The sequence below is a fragment of the Micromonospora sp. NBC_01699 genome (genome assembly GCF_036250065.1).
In the GTDB taxonomy this organism is placed as follows: domain Bacteria; phylum Actinomycetota; class Actinomycetes; order Mycobacteriales; family Micromonosporaceae; genus Micromonospora_G.
On record NZ_CP109199.1, the window covers coordinates 2,357,415 to 2,381,677 of the forward strand.

Annotated in this window: 25 protein-coding genes; 11 read left to right on the plus strand and 14 right to left on the minus strand. The window is 70.9% G+C overall.

What is annotated here, in order from left to right:
- Positions 1-24 precede the first annotated feature (24 nt).
- Positions 25-1,143, plus strand: a complete 1,119-nt coding sequence (locus OG792_RS10590) for an IS630 family transposase (RefSeq protein ID WP_329109139.1) — start codon at positions 25-27, stop codon at positions 1,141-1,143.
- A 29-nt stretch (positions 1,144-1,172) separates the two neighbouring features.
- Here the strand turns inward: OG792_RS10590 and OG792_RS10595 are convergent, their stop codons facing one another.
- The 3 genes from OG792_RS10595 to OG792_RS10605 form a co-directional block, all read right to left on the minus strand.
- Positions 1,173-1,865 carry a DUF6348 family protein gene (locus tag OG792_RS10595; RefSeq protein WP_329109140.1) on the minus strand — a complete coding sequence of 231 codons (693 nt, stop codon included), beginning with the start codon at positions 1,863-1,865 and terminating at the stop codon, positions 1,173-1,175.
- A gap of 78 nt (positions 1,866-1,943) precedes the next feature.
- Positions 1,944-2,630 (minus strand): hypothetical protein, encoded by a 687-nt coding sequence (locus OG792_RS10600; protein WP_329109142.1) that lies wholly within the window; start codon positions 2,628-2,630, stop codon positions 1,944-1,946.
- A 157-nt stretch (positions 2,631-2,787) separates the two neighbouring features.
- Entirely contained in the window at positions 2,788-4,008 is a 1,221-nt protein-coding gene (locus OG792_RS10605; protein WP_329109143.1) for an aminoglycoside phosphotransferase family protein, read from the minus strand.
- A 308-nt stretch (positions 4,009-4,316) separates the two neighbouring features.
- Here OG792_RS10605 and OG792_RS10610 point away from each other — a divergent pair, with 308 nt between their 5' ends.
- Positions 4,317-4,448 (plus strand): hypothetical protein, encoded by a 132-nt coding sequence (locus OG792_RS10610; RefSeq protein WP_329109144.1) that lies wholly within the window; start codon positions 4,317-4,319, stop codon positions 4,446-4,448.
- 169 nt (positions 4,449-4,617) lie between these two features.
- Here OG792_RS10610 and OG792_RS10615 read toward each other — a convergent pair whose 3' ends face one another.
- A complete protein-coding gene (locus OG792_RS10615) occupies positions 4,618-5,607 on the minus strand; it encodes a pirin family protein (RefSeq protein WP_329109145.1) in 990 nt (329 codons plus the stop codon).
- A gap of 12 nt (positions 5,608-5,619) precedes the next feature.
- Entirely contained in the window at positions 5,620-6,105 is a 486-nt protein-coding gene (locus tag OG792_RS10620; protein ID WP_329109146.1) for a MarR family winged helix-turn-helix transcriptional regulator, read from the minus strand.
- 248 nt (positions 6,106-6,353) lie between these two features.
- On the opposite strand from OG792_RS10620, the gene OG792_RS10625 reads away from it, so the two are divergent.
- From OG792_RS10625 to OG792_RS10640, 4 genes are all read left to right on the plus strand, one after another.
- Positions 6,354-6,962: a copper chaperone PCu(A)C gene (locus tag OG792_RS10625; RefSeq protein WP_329109148.1), complete on the plus strand. Its 609-nt coding sequence runs from the start codon at positions 6,354-6,356 to the stop codon at positions 6,960-6,962.
- Positions 6,959-8,194 carry a Dyp-type peroxidase gene (locus OG792_RS10630; RefSeq protein ID WP_329109150.1) on the plus strand — a complete coding sequence of 412 codons (1,236 nt, stop codon included), beginning with the start codon at positions 6,959-6,961 and terminating at the stop codon, positions 8,192-8,194. The genes OG792_RS10625 and OG792_RS10630 overlap by 4 nt, the downstream gene beginning before the upstream one ends.
- 61 nt (positions 8,195-8,255) lie before the next feature.
- Entirely contained in the window at positions 8,256-8,831 is a 576-nt protein-coding gene (locus OG792_RS10635; protein ID WP_329109151.1) for a GNAT family N-acetyltransferase, read from the plus strand.
- A gap of 33 nt (positions 8,832-8,864) precedes the next feature.
- Positions 8,865-9,449 (plus strand): DUF1684 domain-containing protein, encoded by a 585-nt coding sequence (locus OG792_RS10640; protein WP_329109152.1) that lies wholly within the window; start codon positions 8,865-8,867, stop codon positions 9,447-9,449.
- 52 nt (positions 9,450-9,501) lie between these two features.
- On the opposite strand, the gene OG792_RS10645 is transcribed toward OG792_RS10640, so the two are convergent.
- A complete protein-coding gene (locus tag OG792_RS10645) occupies positions 9,502-10,062 on the minus strand; it encodes a general stress protein (RefSeq protein WP_442932460.1) in 561 nt (186 codons plus the stop codon).
- Between the two features lie 186 nt (positions 10,063-10,248).
- Positions 10,249-11,664, minus strand: coding sequence for a glycoside hydrolase family 6 protein (locus tag OG792_RS10650; RefSeq protein ID WP_329109155.1), 1,416 nt, complete (start codon positions 11,662-11,664; stop codon positions 10,249-10,251).
- A gap of 324 nt (positions 11,665-11,988) precedes the next feature.
- Between OG792_RS10650 and OG792_RS10655 the strand changes: the two genes are divergently transcribed.
- On the plus strand, positions 11,989-14,931 hold the full coding sequence (locus OG792_RS10655; RefSeq protein WP_329109157.1) for a carbohydrate-binding protein: 2,943 nt from the start codon (positions 11,989-11,991) through the stop codon (positions 14,929-14,931).
- A 74-nt stretch (positions 14,932-15,005) separates the two neighbouring features.
- Here OG792_RS10655 and OG792_RS10660 read toward each other — a convergent pair whose 3' ends face one another.
- Entirely contained in the window at positions 15,006-15,500 is a 495-nt protein-coding gene (locus OG792_RS10660; RefSeq protein WP_329109159.1) for an OsmC family protein, read from the minus strand.
- Between the two features lie 126 nt (positions 15,501-15,626).
- On the opposite strand from OG792_RS10660, the gene OG792_RS10665 reads away from it, so the two are divergent.
- Positions 15,627-16,574 carry a sensor histidine kinase gene (locus OG792_RS10665; RefSeq protein ID WP_329109161.1) on the plus strand — a complete coding sequence of 316 codons (948 nt, stop codon included), beginning with the start codon at positions 15,627-15,629 and terminating at the stop codon, positions 16,572-16,574.
- Between the two features lie 20 nt (positions 16,575-16,594).
- On the opposite strand, the gene OG792_RS10670 is transcribed toward OG792_RS10665, so the two are convergent.
- Both OG792_RS10670 and OG792_RS10675 read right to left on the minus strand, forming a co-directional pair.
- Positions 16,595-17,272 (minus strand): HAD family hydrolase, encoded by a 678-nt coding sequence (locus OG792_RS10670; protein WP_329109162.1) that lies wholly within the window; start codon positions 17,270-17,272, stop codon positions 16,595-16,597.
- Positions 17,273-17,277: 5 nt separating this feature from the next.
- A complete protein-coding gene (locus OG792_RS10675; RefSeq protein ID WP_329109163.1) occupies positions 17,278-19,428 on the minus strand; it encodes an ATP-binding SpoIIE family protein phosphatase in 2,151 nt (716 codons plus the stop codon).
- A gap of 186 nt (positions 19,429-19,614) precedes the next feature.
- On the opposite strand from OG792_RS10675, the gene OG792_RS10680 reads away from it, so the two are divergent.
- On the plus strand, positions 19,615-20,727 hold the full coding sequence (locus OG792_RS10680) for a mechanosensitive ion channel family protein (RefSeq protein ID WP_329109164.1): 1,113 nt from the start codon (positions 19,615-19,617) through the stop codon (positions 20,725-20,727).
- Positions 20,728-20,730: 3 nt separating this feature from the next.
- On the opposite strand, the gene OG792_RS10685 is transcribed toward OG792_RS10680, so the two are convergent.
- Positions 20,731-20,943 carry a hypothetical protein gene (locus OG792_RS10685; RefSeq protein ID WP_329109165.1) on the minus strand — a complete coding sequence of 71 codons (213 nt, stop codon included), beginning with the start codon at positions 20,941-20,943 and terminating at the stop codon, positions 20,731-20,733.
- 172 nt (positions 20,944-21,115) lie between these two features.
- Here OG792_RS10685 and OG792_RS10690 point away from each other — a divergent pair, with 172 nt between their 5' ends.
- Complete coding sequence (locus OG792_RS10690) at positions 21,116-22,324, plus strand: MFS transporter (protein ID WP_329109167.1); 1,209 nt, start codon at positions 21,116-21,118, stop codon at positions 22,322-22,324.
- Here the strand turns inward: OG792_RS10690 and OG792_RS10695 are convergent, their stop codons facing one another.
- The 3 genes from OG792_RS10695 to OG792_RS10705 form a co-directional block, all read right to left on the minus strand.
- Positions 22,325-22,582, minus strand: a complete 258-nt coding sequence (locus OG792_RS10695; RefSeq protein ID WP_329109168.1) for a hypothetical protein — start codon at positions 22,580-22,582, stop codon at positions 22,325-22,327. It abuts the gene before it with no gap.
- Between the two features lie 88 nt (positions 22,583-22,670).
- Positions 22,671-23,135, minus strand: coding sequence for an SRPBCC family protein (locus OG792_RS10700; protein ID WP_329109170.1), 465 nt, complete (start codon positions 23,133-23,135; stop codon positions 22,671-22,673).
- A gap of 64 nt (positions 23,136-23,199) precedes the next feature.
- Positions 23,200-23,610: a DUF2795 domain-containing protein gene (locus OG792_RS10705; protein ID WP_329109171.1), complete on the minus strand. Its 411-nt coding sequence runs from the start codon at positions 23,608-23,610 to the stop codon at positions 23,200-23,202.
- A gap of 164 nt (positions 23,611-23,774) precedes the next feature.
- On the opposite strand from OG792_RS10705, the gene OG792_RS10710 reads away from it, so the two are divergent.
- A complete protein-coding gene (locus OG792_RS10710; RefSeq protein ID WP_329109172.1) occupies positions 23,775-24,176 on the plus strand; it encodes a ChaB family protein in 402 nt (133 codons plus the stop codon).
- The last annotated feature ends 87 nt before the right edge of the window (positions 24,177-24,263 follow it).

Here is a 24,263-nt window from a genome sequence, read left to right on the forward strand (position 1 = left end):
TTCGATGGGGTCGAGGCTGTGCGGGTGGCAGAACCCGTTCGAGTACGCCGATTGAGTGATCAAGAGGGTCAGCGGTTGCAACGCCTGGTGCGTCGCGGTACCGGCTCGGTTGTCCGGCTGCGGCGGGCGATGGTTGTGCTCGCCTCGGCCGGAGGGAACACCGTGCCGGCGATCGCCCGCCTCGTGCAGGCCGACGAGGATTCCGTGCGGCAGGTGATCCACCGGTTCAACGAGCAGGGGATGCCCAGCCTGGACCCTCGGTGGGCGGGTGGCCGTCCCCGCCAGATCAGTCCTGACGATGAGGCCTTCATCGTCGCGACGGCCAACACCCGCCCGATGAAGCTCGGGCGCCCGTTCACCAGGTGGAGCATCCGCAAGCTCGCCGAGTACCTCGCCGGCAACCCGGACCGGGTCGTCATGGTGGGACGTGAACGTCTGCGGCAGTACCTGCGCAAACATGAGATCACTTTCCAGCGGACAAAGACGTGGAAGGAGTCCAACGACCCGCAACGAGAGACGAAACTGACCCGTATCGAGCACGTCACCACCCAGTTCTCGGACCGGGTGTTCGCGTTCGACGAGTTCGGGCCACTCGCGGTCCGTCCGCAGACCGGAAGCGGATGGCACCCGAAAGGCCGGCCACACCGGCTGCCGGCGAACTATCACAAGCTGCACGGTGTCCGGCAGTTCCACGGCTGCTACTCCGTCGGCGACGACACCCTCTGGGGTGTCATCCGCCACCGTAAATCCGCGACGAACACCCTGACCGCGCTCAAGTCGATCCGCGCCGCCCGACCGGACGGGGCACCGATCTACATCATCCTGGACAACCTGTCGGCACACAAAGGCCCGGCGATCAGGGCCTGGGCGGCCCGGAACAAGGTCGAACTGTATTTCACCCCGACCTACGCCTCCTGGGCCAACCCCATCGAGGCCCACTTCGGGCCGTTACGCACTTTTGTCATTGCCGGCTCCGACCACCCCAACCACGTCGCTCTCGGCCGGCACCTGCACGCCTACCTACGGTGGCGCAACGCGAATGCCCGCCACCCCGACGTCCTCGCCGCCCAACGACGCGAACGCGCCCGCATCCGCAGCGAACGCCAACAACGCTGGGGCCAACCCACCACAAAAGCGGCCTGACCAACCCCAACCAACGTTGCAGTCAAGGCCTAGTCGGGGCCAACCAAGAGGACGAAGGTGCGTGCCAGGCCGAAACGGTCGGTACGCGGCCAATTCAGGGCGGCGAGCGCCGCAGCGGACGGTTCGTGCCGCTGGCCGTTGATCCGGACTTCACTCTCGGTGAAGTCGCCGCCCTGGCCGACCAGCATGCGAACGCCATTGAGATATGGGCGGTCGAGCCCGTCCGCGATCACCGGCGCCAGGGTCGACCACGGCATCGCCTCGGCGAACCACTCCTGCTTACCTCGCGATCCGTCAACGGACCACCCGGTCACACTGCCGACGATCGCATGCCAGCCGGCGAACCCGCCCTGGTCGCCGGACCTGAAGTGGTTCGCCAGTCGCCCCTGCTGCTCGATCATCTCTAGGACCGTTACCAGGCAGGTCTCAATCCACGCCTGGATCGCCTGACGGGCCGCCTCGACCGGATCGGCCGCGAGGCCAAGCGTGCAGTCGACGACCGTTGGCACGTCCGGCCGGTCTACATTCAGCAGGATTTCCAGGTCCAGGTGGCGGTAATCGTCGCTGTCCGACGGAAGAACCCGGACGCCCAACGATCCCGACCGCAGCATCGGCCCGTCGGTCAGCAGCCACTCGCCACCGACCTCGGCAAGCATGGGCGCGGCAAGCTCCAGCACACGCTCGGCAGGGAGGGGCTGTGGCGTCGGACGCGGGTCGATCATGGTGGTTCACAGTACCGGCAACGCTCGGTGCCGTGGGCCGAGCAACACCGTGAACGTTGGTGGTCAAGGCACTAGCGATCAGGGGAGGGGGGATTCGCCGCCGGGGTAGGCGAAGGAGGAGCGGGGGGAGTAGAAGCCCCAGGTGATCTCCAAGGGGTTTGCCGGGCGGAGGGGCCAGGTGGAGTGGTTGGGGTCCAGGAACTCCACGGATTCGATCTCGAACGGGTCGACCGGTTCGGCGACGAACGGGTAGTTTCCGCTGATCCGCTGGCCGTCGACGTCGGTGACGTACCGAAGCTGACCCCGGTTGACCGCCTCGCCGGTGTTACCGACCCGGGCGGTGGTCCGGATCACCGGTACGCCGTCGGACTCGGTGGTGGCGACCAGTCGCCGGCCAGTGACCTCGATCGTGGTCCGGCCGACGCTGGCGGGGGCGCCACGGGCGGCGGCGTACTCCCGGACCACCGGGCTGGAGTTGAAGTAGTGCGTCCACCAGCGGCCGGGGGTCACCCCGTCGGGGGCGTCCAGACCGGCCAGGTCCGGGCCGAGGTAGGTGAGCGAGTAGGCGCCGAAACCGGAGGTCTGGCCCGCGTGGTCGACCACGTACTGGTTCATGAAGACCTGGCGGTTCGCCATCGGCTCCAGCCCGTTGGGCACCAGCGCCGCGACCGCGTCGGGGTCGGCCGGCAACCAGCCGAAGTAGATCATGCGGCTGTTCACGACGAGTTGCGCCGCGACGGGTTCTGGCGTGACAGGATCGGTCACCGGGTGCCTCCGTACCGTGGACGAGCGGGTCGGGACGCGACGGGTTCAGCACCGTCCGCGACCAACCATGAGTAATCGCGACGCTACGGCTTGTCCATTATGGAGGGCAACGACGGATAGACGACACTCGGACCGACCGGCCGCCGGACCGCCCCGACTACCCGGCCAGCCGGGCCGCGTCGGCCAGGTGATGCGGGACGTCGGCCAGGTGGAACGGCCGTTCGCTCGGTTCGATCCGGGCCACGAAGTGCGCGTACACGGCGGCGTTGCGCAGGGCCGCGACCGGACGCAGCAGCCGCAGCGCGCGTTCCGGGTCGGCGGCCGGGTGGCTCGCCCGCCAACGGCTGGCCCAGGAGCGGACCAGCGTGGTCGTGTCGTCCGGCGACAGTCGCTCGGACAGGCGCAGGAGGTCGAAGGCGGGATGGCCGACGAAGGCGTCCCCCCAGTCGATCAACACCCGCCGGTTGCCGTCGTTGCGGACGTTGCCCGGATGCAGGTCACCGTGGACCAGGGTGTCGGGCAGGCCGCAGGCGGCGATCGCGGCGAGCCGGGCGTCGAGGTTGGCCAGGAGCGACCGTACGCCGCTCAGGTCCGCCCCGCTCGCCGTCAGCACGTCGGTCACCGTCCGCGCCAGTCGGGCCCCGCGAAGATCGGGTACGCCCGAATCGACCAGCTCCCGCACGTACGGGATCGAGGCGAGCTGGATCCGGTGCTGGTCGGCGGCGATGGCGTCCCGTCCGGTGACGTCCACCCCGTACCAGTCGTCGCCGGGGACGTGGTCGAGCAGCATCCGTCCGGTTTTGTCGGCGGCGAGCAGCGGCGGCGCGAGTTCGGGCGCCACCCGACCGAGCCAGCGCAGTACCGCCGCCTCGTGCCGGAAGAAGGCCGGTACCTGCTTCAGCCAGACCGGCGTACGGCTTTTCGCCGGCTCTGCCGGATCCAGGCGCCAGATGGTGGACAGGTTCCAGGCCCGCCGCTGGCTGCCGGTGACCGGTGCGCGGCCGAGTCGGGCCAACTCGTCGGCCGCCCAGTCCAGGCTGCGCCGGGGACCGCCCGGTTCGGCCCACGGCGCGCGTGACGGGTGCGGCGTCCCCACGGCGTCGAGCGTGGCAGGGTCGAGCGGGGTCAGGTCGAGGGTGGCCGCCGCCGGTGCGGTCCGGCCGAGTTGGGCCAGGTAGGTGACCGCCCCGCCGTGCGGCTCGGGCCGTTCGGTGTGCAGCAGCCGCAGCACGGCGACGTCGATTCCGTGCGTACGCCGGGCACCCTCCACGACATCGGTCATCTCCTGCCACCAGGGCGCCGGCACGTCGTAGGCGGGCAGCGCGCCCAGCGGTACGCCATCGGCGCCCACCAGCACAAGCGTGACCGTACGCGACACGAGGCGGGACGCTACCCGGTCGGCACGTCCGGCACCATCGGTATACATCCGACCGGAAATCCTGCCGATAACTGGGACAGAACGGACTCGCCCTGCACACCTCGGCGGTCCCGTCCGGAGAACCGCGAAATTGCTGCCCCGTACCGGTTTCCGTGCCCTCAGATTGGCTAATCGGATCCAGGTTGGCACGTCCGGCGCGCCACCGCCGCGATCGGCAGACGTGACCGACGCGTCCGGCAGGACACGGCATACCGGTACGTCGGCGTGACCAGGCCATTTGTCGAGCAGGAGACAGGGGAGGAACGAGCATGGCCAGCGAGGTTGTCGACAGCACCCCGGACCAGCCCGACCAGGCGGTTGAAGGTGAACGCGGAGCCCTGGTCGCGGTATTCGTGATGGTGGTGCTCGGCGTGGTGGGGATCTTCGCCGTCTCCGCCTGACCGGGACCGCCGGTGTTATCCGGTGAACGGGGGTTCCCGTTCACCGGGGTGTCCCTTCCGTTGATCATGAAGTTAGCGCGGGTGCGTGTCCGAAATGCCCGCATTAACTTCATGATCAACGGAAGCAATCGGCCCCCGTACCGGGATCGGTACGGGGGCCGGCATCCGGTTACGGGCGCGGAGTGCTCCCGTCGGTGTGCGGGACCCGGGCGGCGGGAATGACGCCCAGGCGACCGGCCTGGTAGTCCTCGAACGCCTTGACCAGTTCGTCGCGGGTGTTCATGACAAACGGGCCGTACTGCGCCACCGGTTCGCGGATCGGCAGGCCACCCATGATGTAGAGGTCGAGCACGGGCGTGTTCGAGTCCTGCTGTTCGTCGGCGGCGAACCGTAGCGCCTCGCCCGGTCCGTGGACCGCGAGCTGTCCGGTATGCACCGGCCGGCGTTCGGTGCCGACGGTGCCCCGGCCGCCGAGCACGTAGACCAGGGCGTTGAAGTCGGAGCGCCAGGGCAGGTCGACGGTGGCGCCGGGTTGCACCGTCACGTGGGTGATGGTGATCGGCGTGAAGGTCGAGCCGGGCCCCCGGTGGCCGTCGATCTCACCGGCGATGACCCGCAGCAGCGCGCCGCCGTCCGGGGTGGTCAGCAGCGCCGACTCCCTGCCCCGGATGTCCTGGTAGCGCGGCGGGTTCATCTTCGCCGCGCGGGGCAGGTTGACCCAGAGCTGGAGGCCGTGGAAAAGGCCACCGCTCATCACCAGGTGCTCCGGCGGTGCCTCGATGTGGAGCAGGCCGCTACCGGCGGTCATCCACTGGGTGTCCCCGTCGGTGATGGTGCCGCCGCCACCGTTGGAGTCCTGGTGGTCGAAGATCCCGTCGATGATGTACGTGACCGTCTCGAACCCGCGGTGCGGGTGCCACGGGGTTCCCTTCGGCTCGCCCGGCGCATAGTCGACCTCGCCCATCTGGTCCAGGTGGATGAACGGGTCGAGTTCGGGCATCGGCACCCCGGCGAAGGCGCGACGGACCGGGAAGCCCTCGCCCTCGAAGCCGCTGGGCGCGGTGATCACCCGGCGTACCTTCCGATATTCGGTGGTCTGTTCGTCGAGTCGCGGCAGCCGCGGCAGGACCAGCACGTTTTCCACGGTGATCGCGGGCATCGTCGTACTCCCTTAACTGATGTTGGTCGTGGCGTCGGAGGAGGGTCGGCCGGGGGCCAGGCGTTCGCCGAGCCGGTCGAAGACGCGGGTGAGGACGGCGAGTTCGGTTTCGCTGAGGTCGTCCATCAGGTGTTGCCGGACGGATGCCGCGTGCTGTGGTGCCGCTTCCCGCAGGGTCAGCAGCCCGGCGGCGGTGAGCACCGCCTCGCTGCCGCGCCGGTCGTCCGGACAGGGCTGCCGGGTGACCAGGCCGCGCTTCTCCATGTTCGAGATCTGGTACGTCAGCCGGCTCGGTGAGAAGACCAGTTGCCCGGCCAGCTCACCCATCCGGAGCCGCTGACCGGGGGTTTCGGAGAGCAGGACCAGCACCTGGTAGTCGGCGAGGCTCAACTCGCTCGTCGCGCGCAACTCGTCCTCCAGCTTGTTGAACAACCGCTGGCTCGACTCGATGTACGCGCGCCAGCAGCCGAGCTGAGCGCTGTTCAAACTCTGTGTCACGCCGGAAGACTAGCACTCCTTCAAATTAGAAACAAACATCCAGCCCCGCTCTGCATCGGCACCCCCAGCTCGACTGGACAAGTCCTACGGGTTTGAAGAAACTGCCTCGGTCGACCTGTTCGAGGTGACCGGTGCCGCCCGTCCGTGCGTCCATACGGGCAACCGGGTCGGGACTGGCCGGGAACTTCACGAGCGTGGGCGGCGACCAACAGGGCGAAAGCAAGCGACCCTGAAGACAGAGGAAGTACATGCGAACAGCCCCGTCGCCCGCTCCACGACGGCGTACAACACTCGTGACCATCGTCTGCGCCGCCGTGGCGTCGCTGGCCCTGATCGGCGCCACGGCCGGTTGCGGCGGTTCCGAGCCGGCCGAGAGCCCGGCCAGCCCGAGTGCTTCGGCGACGGCCGGACCCTTCAGCCTGCGCGACCCGTGGGTCAAGGCGGCGGACTCGGGGATGACGGCGGCGTTCGGCACCCTGGTCAACGACAGCGACACCGATGTCACCGTGGTGAGCGCCGCCTCCTCGGTGTCACCGATGGAGCTGCACGAGATGACCATGAAGGACGGCAAGATGGTCATGCAGCCCAAGGCCGACGGTCTGGTCGTCAAGGCTCACGGCACGCACGTGCTGGAGCCCAGCGGCGACCACCTGATGCTGATGAAGCTGGCGAAGCCGGTCAGGTCCGGCGACGAGGTCGCCTTCACGTTGACCTTCGCCGACGGCGGCACCGCCGAGTTCAGGGCGATCGTCAAGCCGTTCGCCGGGGCCGGGGAGAGCTACGACCCGGGCGCGGGCATGAACATGGACCCCACCGCGAGCCCCGGCCCGGGGATGAGCATGAGTCCGGCGGCATGACGGACCAGTCCACCCACCGTCCGGTGAGCAGGCGGCGTCTGCTCACCGGCGGGTCCGTCGCGGTCGGCGGGATCCTCGCCGGAGCGGGTACGGTCGCCGCCGTCCACGCCGCCGCCGACACACCCCCGGCGCCCCACCCCGCCCCGGCTGTCGAGATCGGTACGGCAACCGAGCCGTTCCACGGCCCCCGGCAGGCCGGTATCGCCACCGACCCGCAGTCACACGCCGCGTTCGTCGCCCTCACCCTGAATCCGGGCACCGACCGGGCGGCGCTGGTCCGGCTGATGCGGCTGCTCTGCGACGACGCCGCCCGGCTGACCCGGGGCGAGCCCGCCCTTGCCGACACCGAACGGGAACTGGCCCTGCTCCCCGCCCGGCTCACCATCACGTTCGGGTTCGGACCGGCCCTGTACCACGCCGCCGGCCTCGCGGACCGGCGTCCCGCGTCCGTCGCCGACCTGCCACCGTTTCCGATCGACCGGCTGCAACCCGCCTGGTCCGGGGGTGACCTGCTGCTCCAGATCTGCGCCGACGACCCGCTCACCGTCGCCCACGCCCAGCGGATGCTGGTCAAGGACGCCCGCCCGTTCGGGACGGTGCGCTGGGTCCAGCAGGGTTTCCGCCGCGCTGCGGGGATCCAGCCGCAGCCGCACACCCAGCGCAATGTCCTCGGTCAGCTCGACGGGACCGCCAACCCGAAGCCCGGCACCACCGCCTTCGACCAGGCCGTCTGGGTGCCCGACGGTCCGGACTGGCTGCGTGACAGCACGACGCTGGTGGTGCGGCGGATCCGCGCCGAACTGGAGACGTGGGATCTGCTCGGCCGGGCCGACAAGGAACTCGCGGTCGGTCGGCGGCTGGACAGCGGCGCGCCGTTGAGCGGCACCGCCGAGCACGACGAGCCCGACTTCGCGGTCACCGACGCCACCGGGCTGCCCGCCATTCCCGACTTCGCCCACATCAGTCGCGCCCACACCACCGACGACCGGCTGCGCCTCCTGCGCCGCCCGTACAACTACGACGGCGCGCCGAGCCCGGACGGCCATCCGGACACCGGGCTGATCTTCGCCTCCTACCAGGCCGACATCGAACGACAGTTCCTGCCGATCCAACGCCGCCTCGCCGAACTGGACCTGCTCAACGAGTGGACCACCCCGATCGGCTCGGCCGTCTTCGCCATCCCGCCCGGCTGCGCGCCGGACGGTTGGGTAGGCGAGCAACTTCTCGGCTGACCGCCCGGCGGAGATCGGGTGGCTCGGTGCCGGCAACCCGATCTCCGTGTCCGTACGAGAAATGCGAGGTCGCGCCCGGTTCGGGGTGGGAGACTGCACGACCGTGGAGCCGTTGCAGATATCCGTACCCGGTCTGTTGCTGCGTCCGTGGCGCGCGCAGGACGCGCCCGAGGTCATGGCGGCCATGCGCGAGCCGGCGATCGCCCGGTGGAACGCCGCGCCGAGCGCCGCCGCCGGCCTCGAAGGCGCACGGGAGTGGGTCCGGCGCCGGGCCGACTGGTCCGGCGGGGACCACGCCTCGTTCGCGATGGCCGAACCGTCGACCGGGGAGTTACTCGGCTCGGTCTCGCTGCACCGGATCTTCGACGGTGCCGGCTCGATCGGGTACTGGACCCTCGCCCCGGTACGCGGACGCGGCCTGGCCGCGCTCGCCGTCGCCACGGTGACCGGCTGGGCGTTCCAGCGGTTGAGCCTGCACCGGATCGAACTGTGCCACGCCGTCGCCAACGCCTCCTCCTGCCGGGTGGCGCAGAAGGCGGGTTACCTGCTGGAGGGCACCCTGCGCGAGTCGTACCGGTACGGCGACCAGCAGCGTCACGATGAACACATCCACGGCCGGTTGGCCACGGACGCCTGACCCGACCGCCGCCAGCGGGCTAGCCTGGGCCGGGTGGACGAACTTGATCTCAGCGACTGGCGTGAGCGGGTGGCCCGGCTCTACCTCTCCGACCTGGACCTGACCGGCTTCCGGACCGCTCGGGACGGGTTGTTCGCCCGGCATCCGCAGTCACCGATCCCGGCCGACGAACGGCCGGAGTTCACCGGTCTGCGGTACTTCCCCGAGAATCCCGAGGCCGTGGTCGAGGTCGCGGTGCGCCCGGCCGAGGGCCAGCTGCGAATCGACACCGGCGGGCCCGACGGGGTCGTCCGGTACCGCCGGGTCGGGGTCGCGCAGACGCCGTGGGGTCCGCTGACCCTCTGGTGGATCGAGGCGTACGGCGGCGGCCTGTTCCTGCCGTACCGGGACGGCACCTGCGGGCCCGACTCGTACGGTGGTGGCCGTTATCTGACCGACACGGTCAAGGGCACCTTCGGGCGGGGGGTCACCGTGCTGCCCGGCGACCGGCTCCGCCTCGACTTCAACTACGGCTACAACCCGAGCTGCGCCTACGACGACCGCTGGGCGTGCCCGCTCGCCCCGACCGAGAACCGGGTGACCGCCCCGATCGAGGCCGGCGAGCTGAGGTACGCGTGAGCCCCTCGGCACCGCTCCCGGAAGGTGACGAGGGGCCCCGGTACGACTTCTGTCAGCCGGTGGCCGGTTGCCAGTTCATCCGGCTCAACACCTGCCGGGCCTGGTCGGCGAGGTCGGCGTCGACGGTGACCGCGTACTCACGGGCGCGCAGGGTGGCCGCCGAGGTGAAGTCGCGTCGGCCGCCGGTGCTGGCGTGCGCGATGGCGCCGAAGATCGCGCCCCAGGCGGCACCGATCAGCAGTCCGGCGACGATCACGGCCCACCAGTTGCCGACGGTGAAGATGCCGAACAGGAGCCCGATGAACAGCCCGAACCAGGCACCGGTGGCCAGCCCCGCCACGGCGGCCCGTGCCGTCGTCAGGCGCCCCAGCACCGTCTCCACCAGCGCCAGGTTGGTGCCGATGATGGCGGTACGTTCCACCGGGAACCGGTTGTCGGCGAGAAAGTCGACCGCCTGTTGTGCCCCGGAGTAGTCCGGGTACGACGCCATGGTCACGGTCGGACGGGTATTGCCGCCAGCGCCCGGCATACCCACTCCACCGGCCGGACCGGGTGGCAGGTTGGCGCCACCACCGAGCAGGCCCGGTATCGCTGCCCGCCCACTGGAGGACATGGGTGTGGTCATCAGCTGCCTCCTTCGTCAACGCCCCGGTTTCCCGCCCCGGTACGGCGCTAACCCGTACCCACCGGCCGATGGGCGCCGGTCCGGTTTGGTCCCCGGCGTCCCGTCCGTGCCGACGTGCGGGAGCCCCGCGCCGGATGAGCGTGGCGCGGGGCTCCGGTACCAGCTGGGTGGGGGTCAGCTGGTGCAGGCGGTGCCGTTGAGGGCGAAGGCGGTCGGCGCGGGCAGGGTGCCGGTGTGGGTGCCCTGGAAACCGACGGTGGTGGTGCCGCCGGCCGGCAGGCTGCCGTTCCACGCGGCGTTGCGGACGGTGAGCTGGCTGCCCGACTGGCTCCAGGTGCCGTTCCAGCCGTTGCTGAGCCGTACGGTCGAGCCGACGGTGAAGGTGAGCGTCCAACTGCTGACCGCGGTGCTGCCGTTGGTCAGTCGGACGTCGGCGGTGAAGCCGCCGCTCCACACGTTCGGCACGTAGGCGACCCGGCAACCGCCGGCCGGTGGTGTCGTGGCCGGTGGGGTGGTCGCGGGCGGGGTGGTCGCCGGGGGAGTGGTGGCCGGCGGGGTGGTGGGCGGTGGGGTGGTCGCGGGCGGGGTGGTGGCCGGCGGGGTGGTGGGGACCGGCCCGGCCGCGATCGCCAGGTCGTACGCCCGCTGCGGGACGAACTGTCCGGCGCCGGCGATGCAGCCGTCCGCCTCGCCCGGCAGCTTGATCCAGAACAGGGCGTCGACCGCCGCGTCACCGGTGTTGTTGGTGCTGGCGGTGCCGATCGCCCGCCCCGGCGGGTCGCACCACTCGCCGCCGGCCGGTCCGTTGCCGTTGCGGCTGGTGTCCACCACGATCTTCAGTCGGGAGATCCCGGTGGCCGCGATGACGTTCTTGCCGTACGCGACGGACTCGGCGGTGGTGCGGTAGTTCGAGACGTTGATCGAGATGCCGTCCGCGCTGTTGGCGATGTCCGCGCCGACCAGCCGGTTGGCCATCTCGGCGGGGGCGAGCCAGGCCGAGTGAGCCGCGTCGAAGTAGACCTTGGCCTGGGCCGAGGCCGCCTTGAGCTGCTTGCCCGCGTACGCCATCGAGGCTCGGGTCTCGGCCTGCTGGCCGGCGTTCTGGCAGCTGCTCATCTGGGCCAGTACGTCGGGCTCCAGGACGATGCTGGCCGGGCGGCCGGCCAGGCCGAGCGCCACCTGGTCCACCCACTGGCGGTAGGCGGTGTGGTTGGGGGCGCCGCCACTGCTGGCGCCACTACAGTCCCGGTTCGGGATGTTGTAGACGACCAGGATCGGAATCTTGCCGGCGGCAGCGGCGGCGCCGACGAAGGAGTCGACCTGGGCGCGTACGGCGGTGGGGTTGTAGGTGGCGAACCAGCGGCCCTGCGGCACGCTGGCGATCCGGTCCCGGATCACGGCGGCGCGCGAGTCGCCGGGGTTGGCGGCGGCCCAGGTGGCCGCGTTGGTGTTCGGGTCGACGTAGAAGACCGAGTCGGCGGCGGCTGCGGTCCTGGGGTGCAGCAGGTCGAGGCCGACGATGGCGGCGACGGCGAGCGTCAGCGCGGCGGTGCTGGCTCCGACCGCGGTGAGCGCTGATCGTCTGCGCATGCGGGTTCCTTTCCGGCGGGAAGTGGTATCGAGAGCCTTGGATGGAAGCGCTCCCACGGATATCGACCACCGTACCGGCGGTGTAACGCCCATGTGAAGACCCTGTGTCCGGGTGCAGCGACATTCGTTGCTGTGGTGCCCGTGTTGTTCGAGCCCGGACCCGCTGTGGAGGGTCGACTTCTGTCGATCGTGCGCCAACTTTTGGTTACAGGGTGGAAACTTCTGGGCTATCGCAGTGAAAGACGCTAATGTCTGCTCACTGCGGTGTCTCCTCCGGTCGGCGGGAGCGGCACCGAGATCGCCCTTACGTTCCATGGAGGTCTCGTGTTACGCATTCCCCGCCGGCCACTGGTCGGCGCCATCGCTCTGTCCACAGTGCTCGGACTGGGCGGCTGGACAGCTCCGGCCGCCGCCGCTCCCGCAGCCGTCGGGCCAGCGGTTGTGCAGCCGGCAGCCGTACAGCCGGCAGTGAACGCTGCCGCGCAGGCGGCCCCGGTGGTCGCCGCGGCGCCGCCGCCCACCGCCGGCTTCGAGAAGGTCAAGCTCGACGGCGGCCTGTCCATGGGCGAACCGATCGAGCTGTCCGTGCTCCCCGACGGCAAGGTGCTCTACATCAACCGGGGCACCACCGCCGGCGGCGGCCAGGTACGGCTCTACAACCCCACCACGAGGGTCACCACCGTCGCGCTCACCGTGCAACTCGACGCCCGGTTCGAGGACGGCCTGATCGGCATCACCCTGCACCCGAGCTTCGCCACCAACCGGTGGGTCTACCTGTTCTACTCGCCGAAGGTGACCCCGCTGGTCAACCGGATCTCCCGGTTCACCTTCAACACCACCACGAACGTGCTCGACCCGGCCAGCGAGGACATGCTCATCGAGTGGCCGACCGAGCGGGAACTCTGCTGCCACTCCGCCGGCTCGATGAGCTGGGACAGCAACGGGAACCTCTACTTCGCCGTCGGCGACAACACCAACTCCGGCGGCGACAGCGCCGGCATGGCCCCGATCGACGAGCGCACCTCCCGCAACGCCCAGTACGACGCCCAGCGCACCTCGGGCAACGCCAACGACCTCCGTGGCAAGATTAACCGGATCCACCCGGAGAACAACGGCACCTACACCGTCCCGAGCGGGAACCTGTTCCCCGCCGGCACCACCGGTACCCGCCCCGAGGTGTACATCATGGGCACCCGGAACCCGTACCGGATCTGGGTCGACAAGCGCGCCGGCAACACCCTCTACTGGGGCGAGGTCGGCCCGGACGCCGGAGCCACCCTCGCCAACCGGGGACCGGCCGCGTACGACGAGTTCAACCGGGCCACCGGGCCGGGCAACTACGGCTGGCCGTACTGCGGTGGGCCGAACGTCGCGTACAACGACTGGGACTTCGCGGCCAACGCGCCGCGCGGCTGGTTCCCCTGCGGTGGCACCACCGGACCGGTCAACAACTCGCCCCGCAACACCGGCATCCAGCAGTTGCCGCCGACCAAGCCGGCACTGGTCTGGGAGCAGCACGGCGGCAGCCGGGAGTGGCCCGCCCTGGACAACCCCGGCGGCTGCGGCTCGCCCAACCACACCGAGGTCTACCACTACGACCCGAACCTGGTCTCGGACGTCAAGTGGCCGCAGTACTACGACAACAAGCTGCTCATCTCCGAGTACTGCCGCAACTGGATCAAGGAGGTCCAGTTCAACAACGGCAACCCGTCGACCGGCACCCCGACCCTGATCGAACCGGTGCTCGCCGGGATGAACCTGGTCCACCCGATCGACATGGAGTTCGGCCCCGACGGCTCGCTCTACCTGCTCGAATACGGCAGCGGCTACTTCTCCGGTGCGGCCGATGCCGGCCTCTACAAAATCAACTACGTGCAGGGCGGCCGGTCACCGATCGCCCAGGCGAGCGTCAACCGGGACAACGGCCCGGCCCCGCTGGCGGTCACCTTCTCCAGCGCCGGCAGCTCCGACCCGGACGGCGACCCGATCACCTTCGCCTGGGACTTCGACAACAACGGCACCACCGACTCCACCGCCGCGAACCCGTCGTACACGTACACCACCAACGGCGACAAGCGGGCCCGGCTCACGGTCAGCGACGGCACCGGCCGATCCGCCACCACCCTGGTCCCGATCGTCGTCGGCAACAGCCGGCCGAGCGTGACCATCGGCGCCATCCCGGCCGGCGGCATGTTCGACTGGGGCCAGAACTTCACCGTCACCGCCTCGGCCACCGACCCGCAGGAGGGGGCGATCGACTGCTCCCGGGTCATCATCCGGGTCGCGCTCGGCCACCAGGACCACGCTCACGAGGAGGGCGAGGGGACCGGTTGCAGCGCCACCTTCAACACCGGCCCGGTGCACGCCGGCCCCGACTCGGTGCTCTTCTTCGTCGTCCGGGCCACCTACACCGACCAGGGCGCGACCGGTTCGGTGCCGCTGACCGGGGAACAGACCATCACCCTGTGGCCCAAGCAGTGGCAGGCCGAGCACTACGTACAGCTCAATGGCCCGCAGGTGATCAACCAGGCCGCCGCCGAGGGCGGCAAGCGGCTCGGTGACATCCAGAACGGCGAGTGGGTCAAGCACCACGCGGTCAGCCTCAAGGGCATCGACTCGGTCAAGGCGCGGGTCAGCAACGGCAGCGGCGCGACCGGCACGATCTCCTTCCGGTACGACTCGACCACCGGCCCGGAGGTGGCCAGGGTGACCGTGCCGAACACCGGCGGCTGGGACAACTACACCGAGGTCACCGCCCCGGTGACCCGCCCCAACGACGGACTGCACGACCTGTTCCTGGTCTTCACCGGCGGTGGCGGGGCGATCCTGGACATCGACAGCTACACCTTCGTCGGGCCCGGCATCGGCACCGGCGGACCCAGCGGTCCCCGCACCGGTGAGATCAAGGCGTTGAACAAGTGCATCGACATCAACGCCAGCGGCACCGCCGACGGGACCCGGGTTCAGACCTGGGACTGCAACGGTGCGACCAACCAGCGCTGGACGGTCGGCACCGACGGCACCATCCGGGGTCTCGGCAAGTGCCTGGACGTACAGGCCAGTGGGCTGATCAACGGGACGAAGATCCACCTCTGGACGTGCAACGCCAGCGGCGCCCAGCAGTGGACCGCCCAGGCCGACGGCAGCCTGCGCAACCCGCAGTCCGGCCGCTGCCTGGACATCCCCGCCTCCAGCCTCACCAACGGAGTCCAACTCCAGATCTACGACTGCAACGCCACCGCCGCCCAACGCTGGACCCTCCCCTAACTCCACCCCCACCCCAAGATCCGCACTAATGTAGAGAAAGAGTGGTTATCCGCGACGGGATAGCCACTCTTTCTCTACGCGAGCGGGGCGAGCGGGGATGGGGGGAGGGTGAGTGGTTGGTGGCGTACGGGGAAGTTGACCGAGTTGGCGATGAAGCACTGGCGGTTGGCCTCGGTGTGCAGCTCTCGCGCCTGGTCGAGTTGGTCCGGGGCGGCGACGGTCACCGTGGGGTGAAGGGTCACCTCGGTGAAGTGTCCGCCGCCGCCGGAGGTCCTGGCGAGCAGCCCTTCCGGGTGGTCGACATAGTTGGTGACCACCACTCCCGCGTCGGCGCAGACGTGCAGGTACGCCAGCAGGTGGCACTGGGACAGGGCGGCTACCAGCAACTGTTCGGGATTCCACCGGTCGGCCGCGCCCCGGAACATCGGGTCGGCCGAGCCGAGCAGCGGCGGTACGCCGGGCGCGGTGACCTCGTGCGCGCGGCTGTAGCCCCGGTACTCGGCGGTGCCGGTGCCCAGGTTCCCGGTCCAGGTGAGGGTCAGCTGGTAGCGGTGCGTAATTTTCGGCACGGGTCACTCCTTCGGACGAGAGACGGCTATCCGATCTCCACGTGCGGTGGCCGAACCGCCGCGCGTAGGGTGCCAACCGGAGGAGCGGACGACGGGGAGGTACGTCTTGAGCCGGTGGTACGACAGATGACCATTGTGCCGCGAGCCGTGCCCCGATCCGGTGCCCTGCGCCACGAGGCGATGTTCTACCGCGGTGACGACGACTACCTCGGCGGCGTACGCGGGTTCGTCGAGGCGGGGCTGGCGCAGGCCGAACCGGTCCTGGTAGTCGTCCCCGAACCCCGGCTCGACCTGCTCCGCGACGCGGTGCCCGGCGACGGCACCGGGGTCCGGTACGTCGACATGGCCAGCGCCGGGCGCAACCCCGGCTGGATCATCCCCGGCATCCTGTACGCCTTCCTCGCCGAGCACCCGGACAGCCGGGTACGGGTCGTGGTCGAGCCGATCTGGCCGGGCCGGGCGGCTGCGGCGTACCCCCGGTGTGTGCAGCACGAGGCGCTGGTCAACCTGGCCCTGGGCGACCAGCCGGTCGACGTCCTGTGCCCGTACGACGCGGTGGGGTTGGACGTGGACGTGATCGCCGACGCGGCCAGCACCCATCCGGTGCTGATCCGGGCCGGGGTACGTCAGAGCAGCGCCGGCTACGGCAGCCCGGAGGCGGTGGTCGACGCGTTCAACCTGCCGCTGCCCGAGCCGCCGCTGACCCCGTCCACCCTGCTGTTCAACCGGGCCGGGATGGCCGGCATGCGGGCCCTGGTCGCCGCGCTGGCCACCGAGGCCGGTCTCGCCCCGGACCGGGTCGACGACCTGCGGCTGGCCACGAACGAGATCGCCACGAACGCGGTCGTGCACGGTGGTGAGCCGGCGGTGCTGCGGGTCTGGGCCGGGCCGACCGGCATGGTCAGCGAGGTGATCGGTACCAGCGTGCTCACCGACCGGCTCGCCGGACGGCTGCCCGCCTCGCCCACCAGCGAACAGGGGCGGGGGCTGCTGCTGGTCAACCACCTCTGCGACCTGGTCCACGTGCACACCACCGACGACTCGACCACCGTACGCCTGCACGTGGACTGGTGACCGGGAGCCAACCCGCCCGGTCAGGCGAGGGCGGCGACCGGGGAGTCCGCGAGTCCGGCCAGCAGGGCCGCCGGGTCGTCGAAGACGGCGGCCGCCCCGGCCCCGGCGAGTTCGCTGCGGCAGGTGCCGCCGCAGGTCAGCCCGATGCACGGGATGTCCAGGTGGCCGGCGGCGGCGACGTCCCAGATCGAGTCGCCGACGAGGACGACCCGAGCGCGATCCAGTCCGGCATGGTCCAGCGCGGCGGCCAGCAGGTCGGGCTCCGAGCCGGGCCCGGCCGTACCGGTAATCGAGATGATGCCGCCGATCACGTCGTCGGCGAGCAGCGCGGCCCGGATCGCGTCGAGTTCACGTTCGGTCGCCGAGGTGGCCAGCACCACCCGTAGTCCGCGGGCGGAACAGGCCCGGAGCAGTTCCGACGCGCCGGGCAGCGGACGCAGCCGGTCCCAGAACTCGGCGAACAGGCTGTCGTGGGCGTACCGGATCCGCTCGTCGGCCTCCCGGTCCCGTTCCGGGCCGAGCAGGTGTTGCAGCAGTCGTTCGGCGCCCATCCCGAGAGCCCGGTGGATCGCCGCCATCGGGATCTCCTGGCCGGCCTGACGCAGCGCTTCCCACCAGCTCACCGCGTGCAGATAGGCGGTGTCGACGAGGGTGCCGTCGACGTCGAACAACACCCCGGCGGGTCTGTCGGTCTCCATGCCACCTACCTGTGTACGTCGGGGTTACCCTCCGCGATCAGTATCTCGAACCAGACGGTCGATCCGCGTACGGTCGGGTCGGTGCCCCACGCGTCACTGAGCTGTTCGATCAGCCCGAGCCCCCGGCCCCGGCTGCTCAGGGTGTCGGTACGGGCCCGGGTCACCGTGCCCCGGGTGCCCTGGTCGGCCACCGACACCAGCAGCCGCTCCGGGCTGAGGTCGATCTCCACCCGGGCCGCCGTGCCGGCGTGCAGCAGCGCGTTGGTGGTCAGCTCGCTGGTGCAGAGCACCGCCGCGCCGATCACCGACTCGGCCACCTGCCAGGCGGTGAGCTGGGCGGTCAGCCATTGCCGGACCCGCCCCGGCGCGGTCGGCTCGGCCGGCATCTCCAGCGAGGCCGAGCGGCTGGGTGTCAGCGCGTGCTCCACCGCCAGCACCGCGGCGTCGTCCTCGCTCGAACCCGGCACCGCCGCGCTGGCCACCGCGCAGAGCGTACGCGGATCGCCGCCGGCGGCGGCCGCGACCGCGCTGGCGAGCGCGGCGAACCCGTCGGTCAGGCTCTGCTGCCGCCGCTCCACCACCCCGTCGCTGAACAGCAGCAGCGTGTCGCCGGGCAGGAACGGCACGGTGCTGGTCGGGCGGTGACCAACCAGGCCCAGCGGCACTCCCGGATGCACCGGTAGATACTCGGCGCTGACCGGCTCACCGACCGGGGCGCGGCGCAGCAGCGGGGCCGGGTGACCGGCGCTGGCCAGCGTCATCAGGCCGGTTCCGGGTTCGATCACCCCGTAGACCACGGTGACGAACAGCTCGTCCCGGCGGGCCTCGGTGCCCAGGCTCCCCACCAGCCGGTCGAGCCCGGACAGCACCGCCGCCGGATCCGGGTCGCTGAGCGCCAGCGCCCGCAGCGCGGCCCGGACCTGGCCCATCAGCGCGGCGGCGTGCACGTCGTGCCCGGCGACGTCACCGAGGACCACCGCCAGCCGCCCGCCGCTGAGCCGGAAGGCGTCGTAGAAGTCGCCACCGGCGGCGTTGCCGTCGACCCCGGCGTCGTAGCGGGCGGCCAGGCGCAACCTCGGCAGGTCGGGAAGCTGTTCCGGCAGCATGCTGCGTTGCAGGAGCTGGGCGGTGCCGTGCTGGTTCTCGAACCGGCGGGCCCGCTCGGCGGCCTGCGCCACCAGTTCCGCCGCGGCGGTGAGCAGTGCCCGTTCGGCCGGGGACCACGGGTGGGGGGTGCGGTAGCCGATCGTCAGCGCCCCGCGCAGCGACGGCGTACGCAGCGGCAGCGCGGCCAGCGCCTGGACCTTCTCGTCGTGCCGGTCGGTGGCGGTCGGCAGCAGCGGCTGCCCCTCGCTCCAGTAGCGTGCCGTGCCGGCGACGGCGGTGCCGATCAGCGGGGCGGGGGACTCGGTCGGGTAACCGCGCCACAGCGGCGGCAGCCGCTCGTCGGCCTCGTCGAGCAGCTCGCCCCGGACCCGCCGTACGCCGCGCCAGCCGCCGCCGTCGTCATCGACGGCGAACGCGACCTGGTCGGCGTCGAACGACTCCAGGGCGTAGCGCAGCGCGGCCCGCGCGACGTCGTCCAGGGTGAGCGTGCCGGACAGCGCGGTGGCCAGCTCGCTCAGGCTCTGTAGGCGTCGGGTCACCTGGGTGGTCTCGACCACGATGATCAGCACGCCGATGATCCGCCCGTGCCCGTCCCGGACCGGTGAGTAGCCACGGGTGAGCACCACCTGGTCGGTCTGCTCCGGCTCGGCGGGCACCACCGGCAGCTGGCCTTCCTTCTCCAGGTAGCTCGTGCCGGTCCGGTAGACCCGTTCGATCTCGTCGCCGACCCCGGTCAGGTGCCAGATCGCGGCGAAGACCTCGGCGGCCGGGCGGCCGAACGCCTCCGGGTGCCTGCCGCCGAGCAGCTCGGCGTAGCCGTCGTTGTAGATCAACGCGAGGTCGTCGCCGTAGGCGAGGGTCATCGGCACGGGTGAGGAGAGCACCAGGTCGACCACCGCGCGCAGGGCCGGGTCCCACCGGTCGGCCGGGCCCAGGGGCGTGTCCGCCCACCGGATTCCGGCGTCGGGCTGCCGGGACGATTCCGGCGTCGGAGACAGACCGGTCCGCCGCGAGGGGGGAGCGGGAATCCGCCCGACCGAGCCTGGCATGCCAGCAGCCTAGCCGGCCGGCACGACACCGACGTCGATCAACGGGCCGGCGGGCGGTTCCCGGCGTTTCCACCGGATCGGGGACACCCCGTGACGCGGGCCGCCGTACGGCGCCGCCGGGTCCGGAATGAACCACGTCCGTCCGGGTACGCGGGCAGCGGTGGTCCGGGTGACGGGAGGGACGCCATGCCCGCAATCTTGGCGGTACGGCGGGTCGACGTCGGCACCGAGTTGACCGAGGTCTGGAATTCGATGCTGCTGTTCGTGCCCCGCCTGATCGGCTGCGCCGGCATCCTGATGCTCGGTTGGCTGCTGGCCCGGTTCGTCCTGCGGCTGGCCATCAGGCTGCTCGACCGGTTCGGGTTCGACCAGGTCGTCCAGCGTGGCGGTCTGGGGCGGCTGGTGGCGCGTACCCGGTACCGGCCGGCGACCGTGGTCGCCCGGTTGGCGTACTACCTGCTGCTGCTGTTCACCCTGCGGCTGGCGTTCGCGATCTGGGGTCCGAACCCGGCCCATGACCTGGTCGAAGCCGTGGTCGGCTGGTTGCCGCAGGCGTTCGTCGCGCTGGTGGTGGTGGCGGTGTCGGTGGTGATCGGCAACGCCGTGCACGATCTGATCACCGACGCGCTGGGCCGGGTGTCCTACGGCCGGTTGCTGGCCGACGTGGTCTCGCTGCTGGTCATCGGGCTCGGTGTGATCGCCGCGTTCGTGCAGACCGGGGTGGCGCGGGCGGTGACCGTGCCGGTGCTCGTCGCGCTGCTGGCCACCGTCGCCGGCATCCTGGTCGTCGGGATCGGCGGGGGACTGGTCGGCCCGATGCGGGTGCGCTGGGAGCAGTGGCTGCGCCGGGTCGCCGGCGAGGCGCGGCAGCGCCGCGCGCGCGGCGAGGCGTATCCAAGGGCGGACCTCGGTTCGGCGTACGTCGAACCGGTCGTCGCCGGTCGGGCGCCGGTCCCGCCGCCGCCGGCCGCCCCTACGGTGGCCGACCCCACGTTCGCCGACGTGCCCACCTCACCGGCCCCGGACCGACTGACCACCTACGAACCCGTGCCGACCGGTCTGAGCAGTAGCTACGAGCCCGCGCCGAGCGGGCTGGCCGCTGGCTACGAGGCTGCGCCGGCCGGGCTGGCCCCCTATGAGCCGTTGCCGGAGGGGCTGACGTCGGTCCCGCCGACGACGGAGGCCGCACCCGCCTACCGGCCCGCTCCGATCACGGAGGGACTCGCCGGTTACCCGTCCGACCTGCTCGCACCGGCCCCGGAGTGGCCGAACGGCGGCGGCGACGAACCGCCCCGGTAGGGGCTACTCCGCGGGACTGGCCTCGGCCGGCCGGCGGCGCATGGCGTCGTCGGCGAGGATGACCGTGGCCACCATCAGCGCCACCACGATGCTGAACAGCCAGGAGGCATCGGGTAGGACCTGGGCGGCCACCGGGGCCTGGAGTGCGGTCAACAGGAAGCCGAACCAGGCCCAGCGGCGTTGACGCGCGGAGAAGAGACCGGAGCGTTCATGCATCTGAAGAATTCTGCCGGGTGTTTACCCGTTCGCCCGTAGTCCGTTCGGCCGATTCTGGAGGAGCTGTCCGGTTTAGAGGGCTCTGGTGGTGGCCGTCCGGGAAGTGGTAATACTCCGGTTGCGGATATTCCGGGTGGCGGTACCGGCCGGGGATCGGGAAGGATCGCCAGACGTGTCCAACCGCCCCCGCCCCGCCCTGCTCATTCTGGCCTATCTGGCCTTCGTCAGCCTCGGCCTGCCCGACGGCCTGCTCGGCGTCGGCTGGCCGTCGATCCGCGCGACCTTCGGGGTGCCGACCGAGGCGGTCGGGCTCCTGCTCACCGCGGGCACCATCGGCTACCTCACGTCGAGCGTCGCGGCCGGCTTCACCCTCGCCCGGGTGGGTGTCGGCTGGCTGCTCGCCGGCAGCACCGCGCTGGCCAGCCTCGCCCTGACCGGCTACGCGCTGGCGCCCGTACTGACCGTGATGATCGTGAGCGCGTTGGTGCTGGGGCTGGGCTCCGGGGCGGTCGACTCCGGGCTCAACGCGTACGCGGCGAGCGCCTTCGGGCCGCGCCACATGAACTGGCTGCACGCGTTCTTCGGGCTCGGCGTGGCGCTCGGCCCCCTGATCATGACGAGTGCGATCGGGGCGGGACTCTCCTGGCGCTGGGGGTACGGGATCGTCGCCAGCGCACAGGTCCTGCTCGCCCTCGCGTTCGTGCTGACCGTACGGGCGTGGACCCGTACGCCGGCCCCGGACGATTCCGGGGCGGCCGAGCCGATCGCCGCGCCGGAGCGGGTACGGATCGCCGCCACCCTGGCCCTGCCGGCGGTCTGGACCGGTGCCCTCGCGTTCGCCGTCTACGTGGGCGTCGAGGTCGGCGCCGGCCTCTGGGCCTTCCTGCTGCTCACCCAGGGGCGGGGAATCAGCGCGACGGTGGCGGGCATCTGCGTGTCGGTCTACTGGGGCAGCCTGTTCCTGGGCCGGGTGGTGCAGGGGCTGGTCGCCGAGCGGCTGGGCAGCGCGGCGGTGCTGCGGGGCAGCCTGATCGGGATGGTGGTGGGCGCGGCGCTGGTCGCCGTACCCGGTCCGGGCGCGCTGGCGGTGACCGGCCTGGCCATCATCGGCTTCGCCGCGGCCCCGGTCTTCCCGCTGCTCACCCTGACCACCGCCGACCGGGTCGGTGCCCAGCACGCGGATCGGACCATCGGGTTGCAGATCGGCGCCGCCGGCCTCGGCGGCGCCCTGCTCCCGGCCGGGATCGGGGTGCTGATCAGCCGGTTCGGGGTGGAGACGCTCGGCCCGTCGCTGGTGGTCTTATCGCTGCTCCTGCTCGGTCTCCACCTCGGCTCCGCCCGCCGGGGCCGTGCCACCGCCGGCCGGTTGTCGGAGGTCTGATCAGTGCGGACCGTTGCGCCCGGTGGTCGACGGCCGGTAGGCCCGATCCGGGTCGGTCATCTCCTCCCGGTCCACCTCGGCGCTCGGCCGTCCGTCGGCCGCCTCGGCGCCGTGGCCGTACGCCGACTCCGCGCCCGCGTCGTTGCCGGTCGTGTCGTCCACCTGGCCGTCACCGGTGGAGGCGCCCATCGCGCGCTCCAGGTCGCGCAGGGGTAGCCGTTCGTCGTCCCGCCAGACGGAGCTGTCGTTGTCGGTCATGCTCTGGCCGTACCCGGCGGGTGGTGCGGCAAACCGGTGGTGCCCGCCGGGAGATCCCGACGGGCACCGGTCCGGTACGACTGCCGCACTACGGCTGCGGCCGGTCCACCTTGCCGCGCCAGGCGCCGGTCTCGACGCCGCTGCGGGCCTCGATGAAGTTCTTGAACCGCTGCATGTCGCCCTTGATCCGGCGGTCGACCATGCCGAGCTTGTCGCCGGCCTTCTCGGTCAACCCCTGCGGGTCGAAGTCGAGTTGCAGGGTGACCCGGGTGTGTCCCTCGTCGAGCCGGTGGAAGGTCACCACACCCGCCTGGTGGGTGCCGTTCGTGGAGGTCCACGCCACCCGCTCGTCGGGTAGCTGCTCGGTGATCCGGGCGTCGAACTCGCGTTCGACCCCGACGATCCCGACCTTCCAGTGGGTCATGGTGTCGGAGACCTGGCGGACCTCCTCGACTCCCTCCATGAAGCGGGGAAAGTCCTCGAACTGGGTCCACTGGTCGTACGCGGTCCGTACGGGGACGGCCACGTCCACGGTTTCGGTTACCGCACTCATCTGACTGACTTCCTTCCCTCGTCTGCCGGAAACCACCGCCACCGCGCGTACGCGGCGGGGCAGGTCACCAGCGCTGCGTCTCGTTCGGATGCCCGAGTACCGCCCACACCTCGGAAACCGTACGGAACTCGGTGTCCGGGGGGAGTTGGTCCAACTGGGCGAGTATCTCGTCCGGTGCCTCGTTCTCCTCCGCGCTTCGGCGTAACGCCGCCCGGTCGCCGGGCAGCGCCGACAGGCTGATGAAGCGGCCCAGCCGGCTGCGCTCCTCGACCTCGACCGAGGTCATGCCGGCCGGTGCGCCCGAGCGGGTGTCGGCGGTCGGCGCCCTGGTCGAGCCCGGTTGGTCCTCGCCGGACGGCTCCGGTTCGCGCCACTCCTCGGCTCGGGAGCCGGCGGTGTTGTGCACCGTACTGGCCACCTCCCGGCTCATCTCGTCGTCGAGCCGCGGTCCGTGTTTGCTGCTGCCCCGGTCCATGTCCTATGCGCTACCCCGACGCTCCGGCGGTAAACCGAAACGCCGTCGAGCCGCCGCTGAGCTGGGCAAATGCGTTTGTCGGCGACGGTGGCGGGAAGAGTGAGGGTTGGCCGACGACAGTTCGGGGCCGGTGCGAACCGGCTCGGAGCCAGAGGAGGATGACCATGCCGGGACGTGAGGTGCTTCCGAGTACGCTGCGACGTTCGCCGGACAAGGCCCAGGACACCTGGGCGAAGACGCACGATTCGGCGGTGGAGACGTACGGCGAGGGCGAACGGGCACACCGGACGGCGTACGCGGCGGTGAAGCACTCGTTCGAGAAGGTCGGCGACCACTGGGAGCAGAAGGGCCGCCGGGGCCCGAGCGACGAGCAGGCCGCCGGTGGTGGTCCGGCCCGCCGTGCACCGACCGCCGGTGGCGTCGACGCCAACGCCTCAAAGGACCACCTGATGCAGGTGGCAAAGAAACTCGACGTCCCCGGCCGCTCCCGGATGAACAAGTCCGAACTGGTGGGCGCGATCCAGAAGATGAACACCCGCCAAACCGCCCAGGCGCGAAAGAGCTAGCCCCGCGCCGCCCGAACGGGACCCCGCACCTGTAGAGAACTGAGTGGCTATCCGCGCGCGGATAGCCACTCAATCTCTGTATTGGTG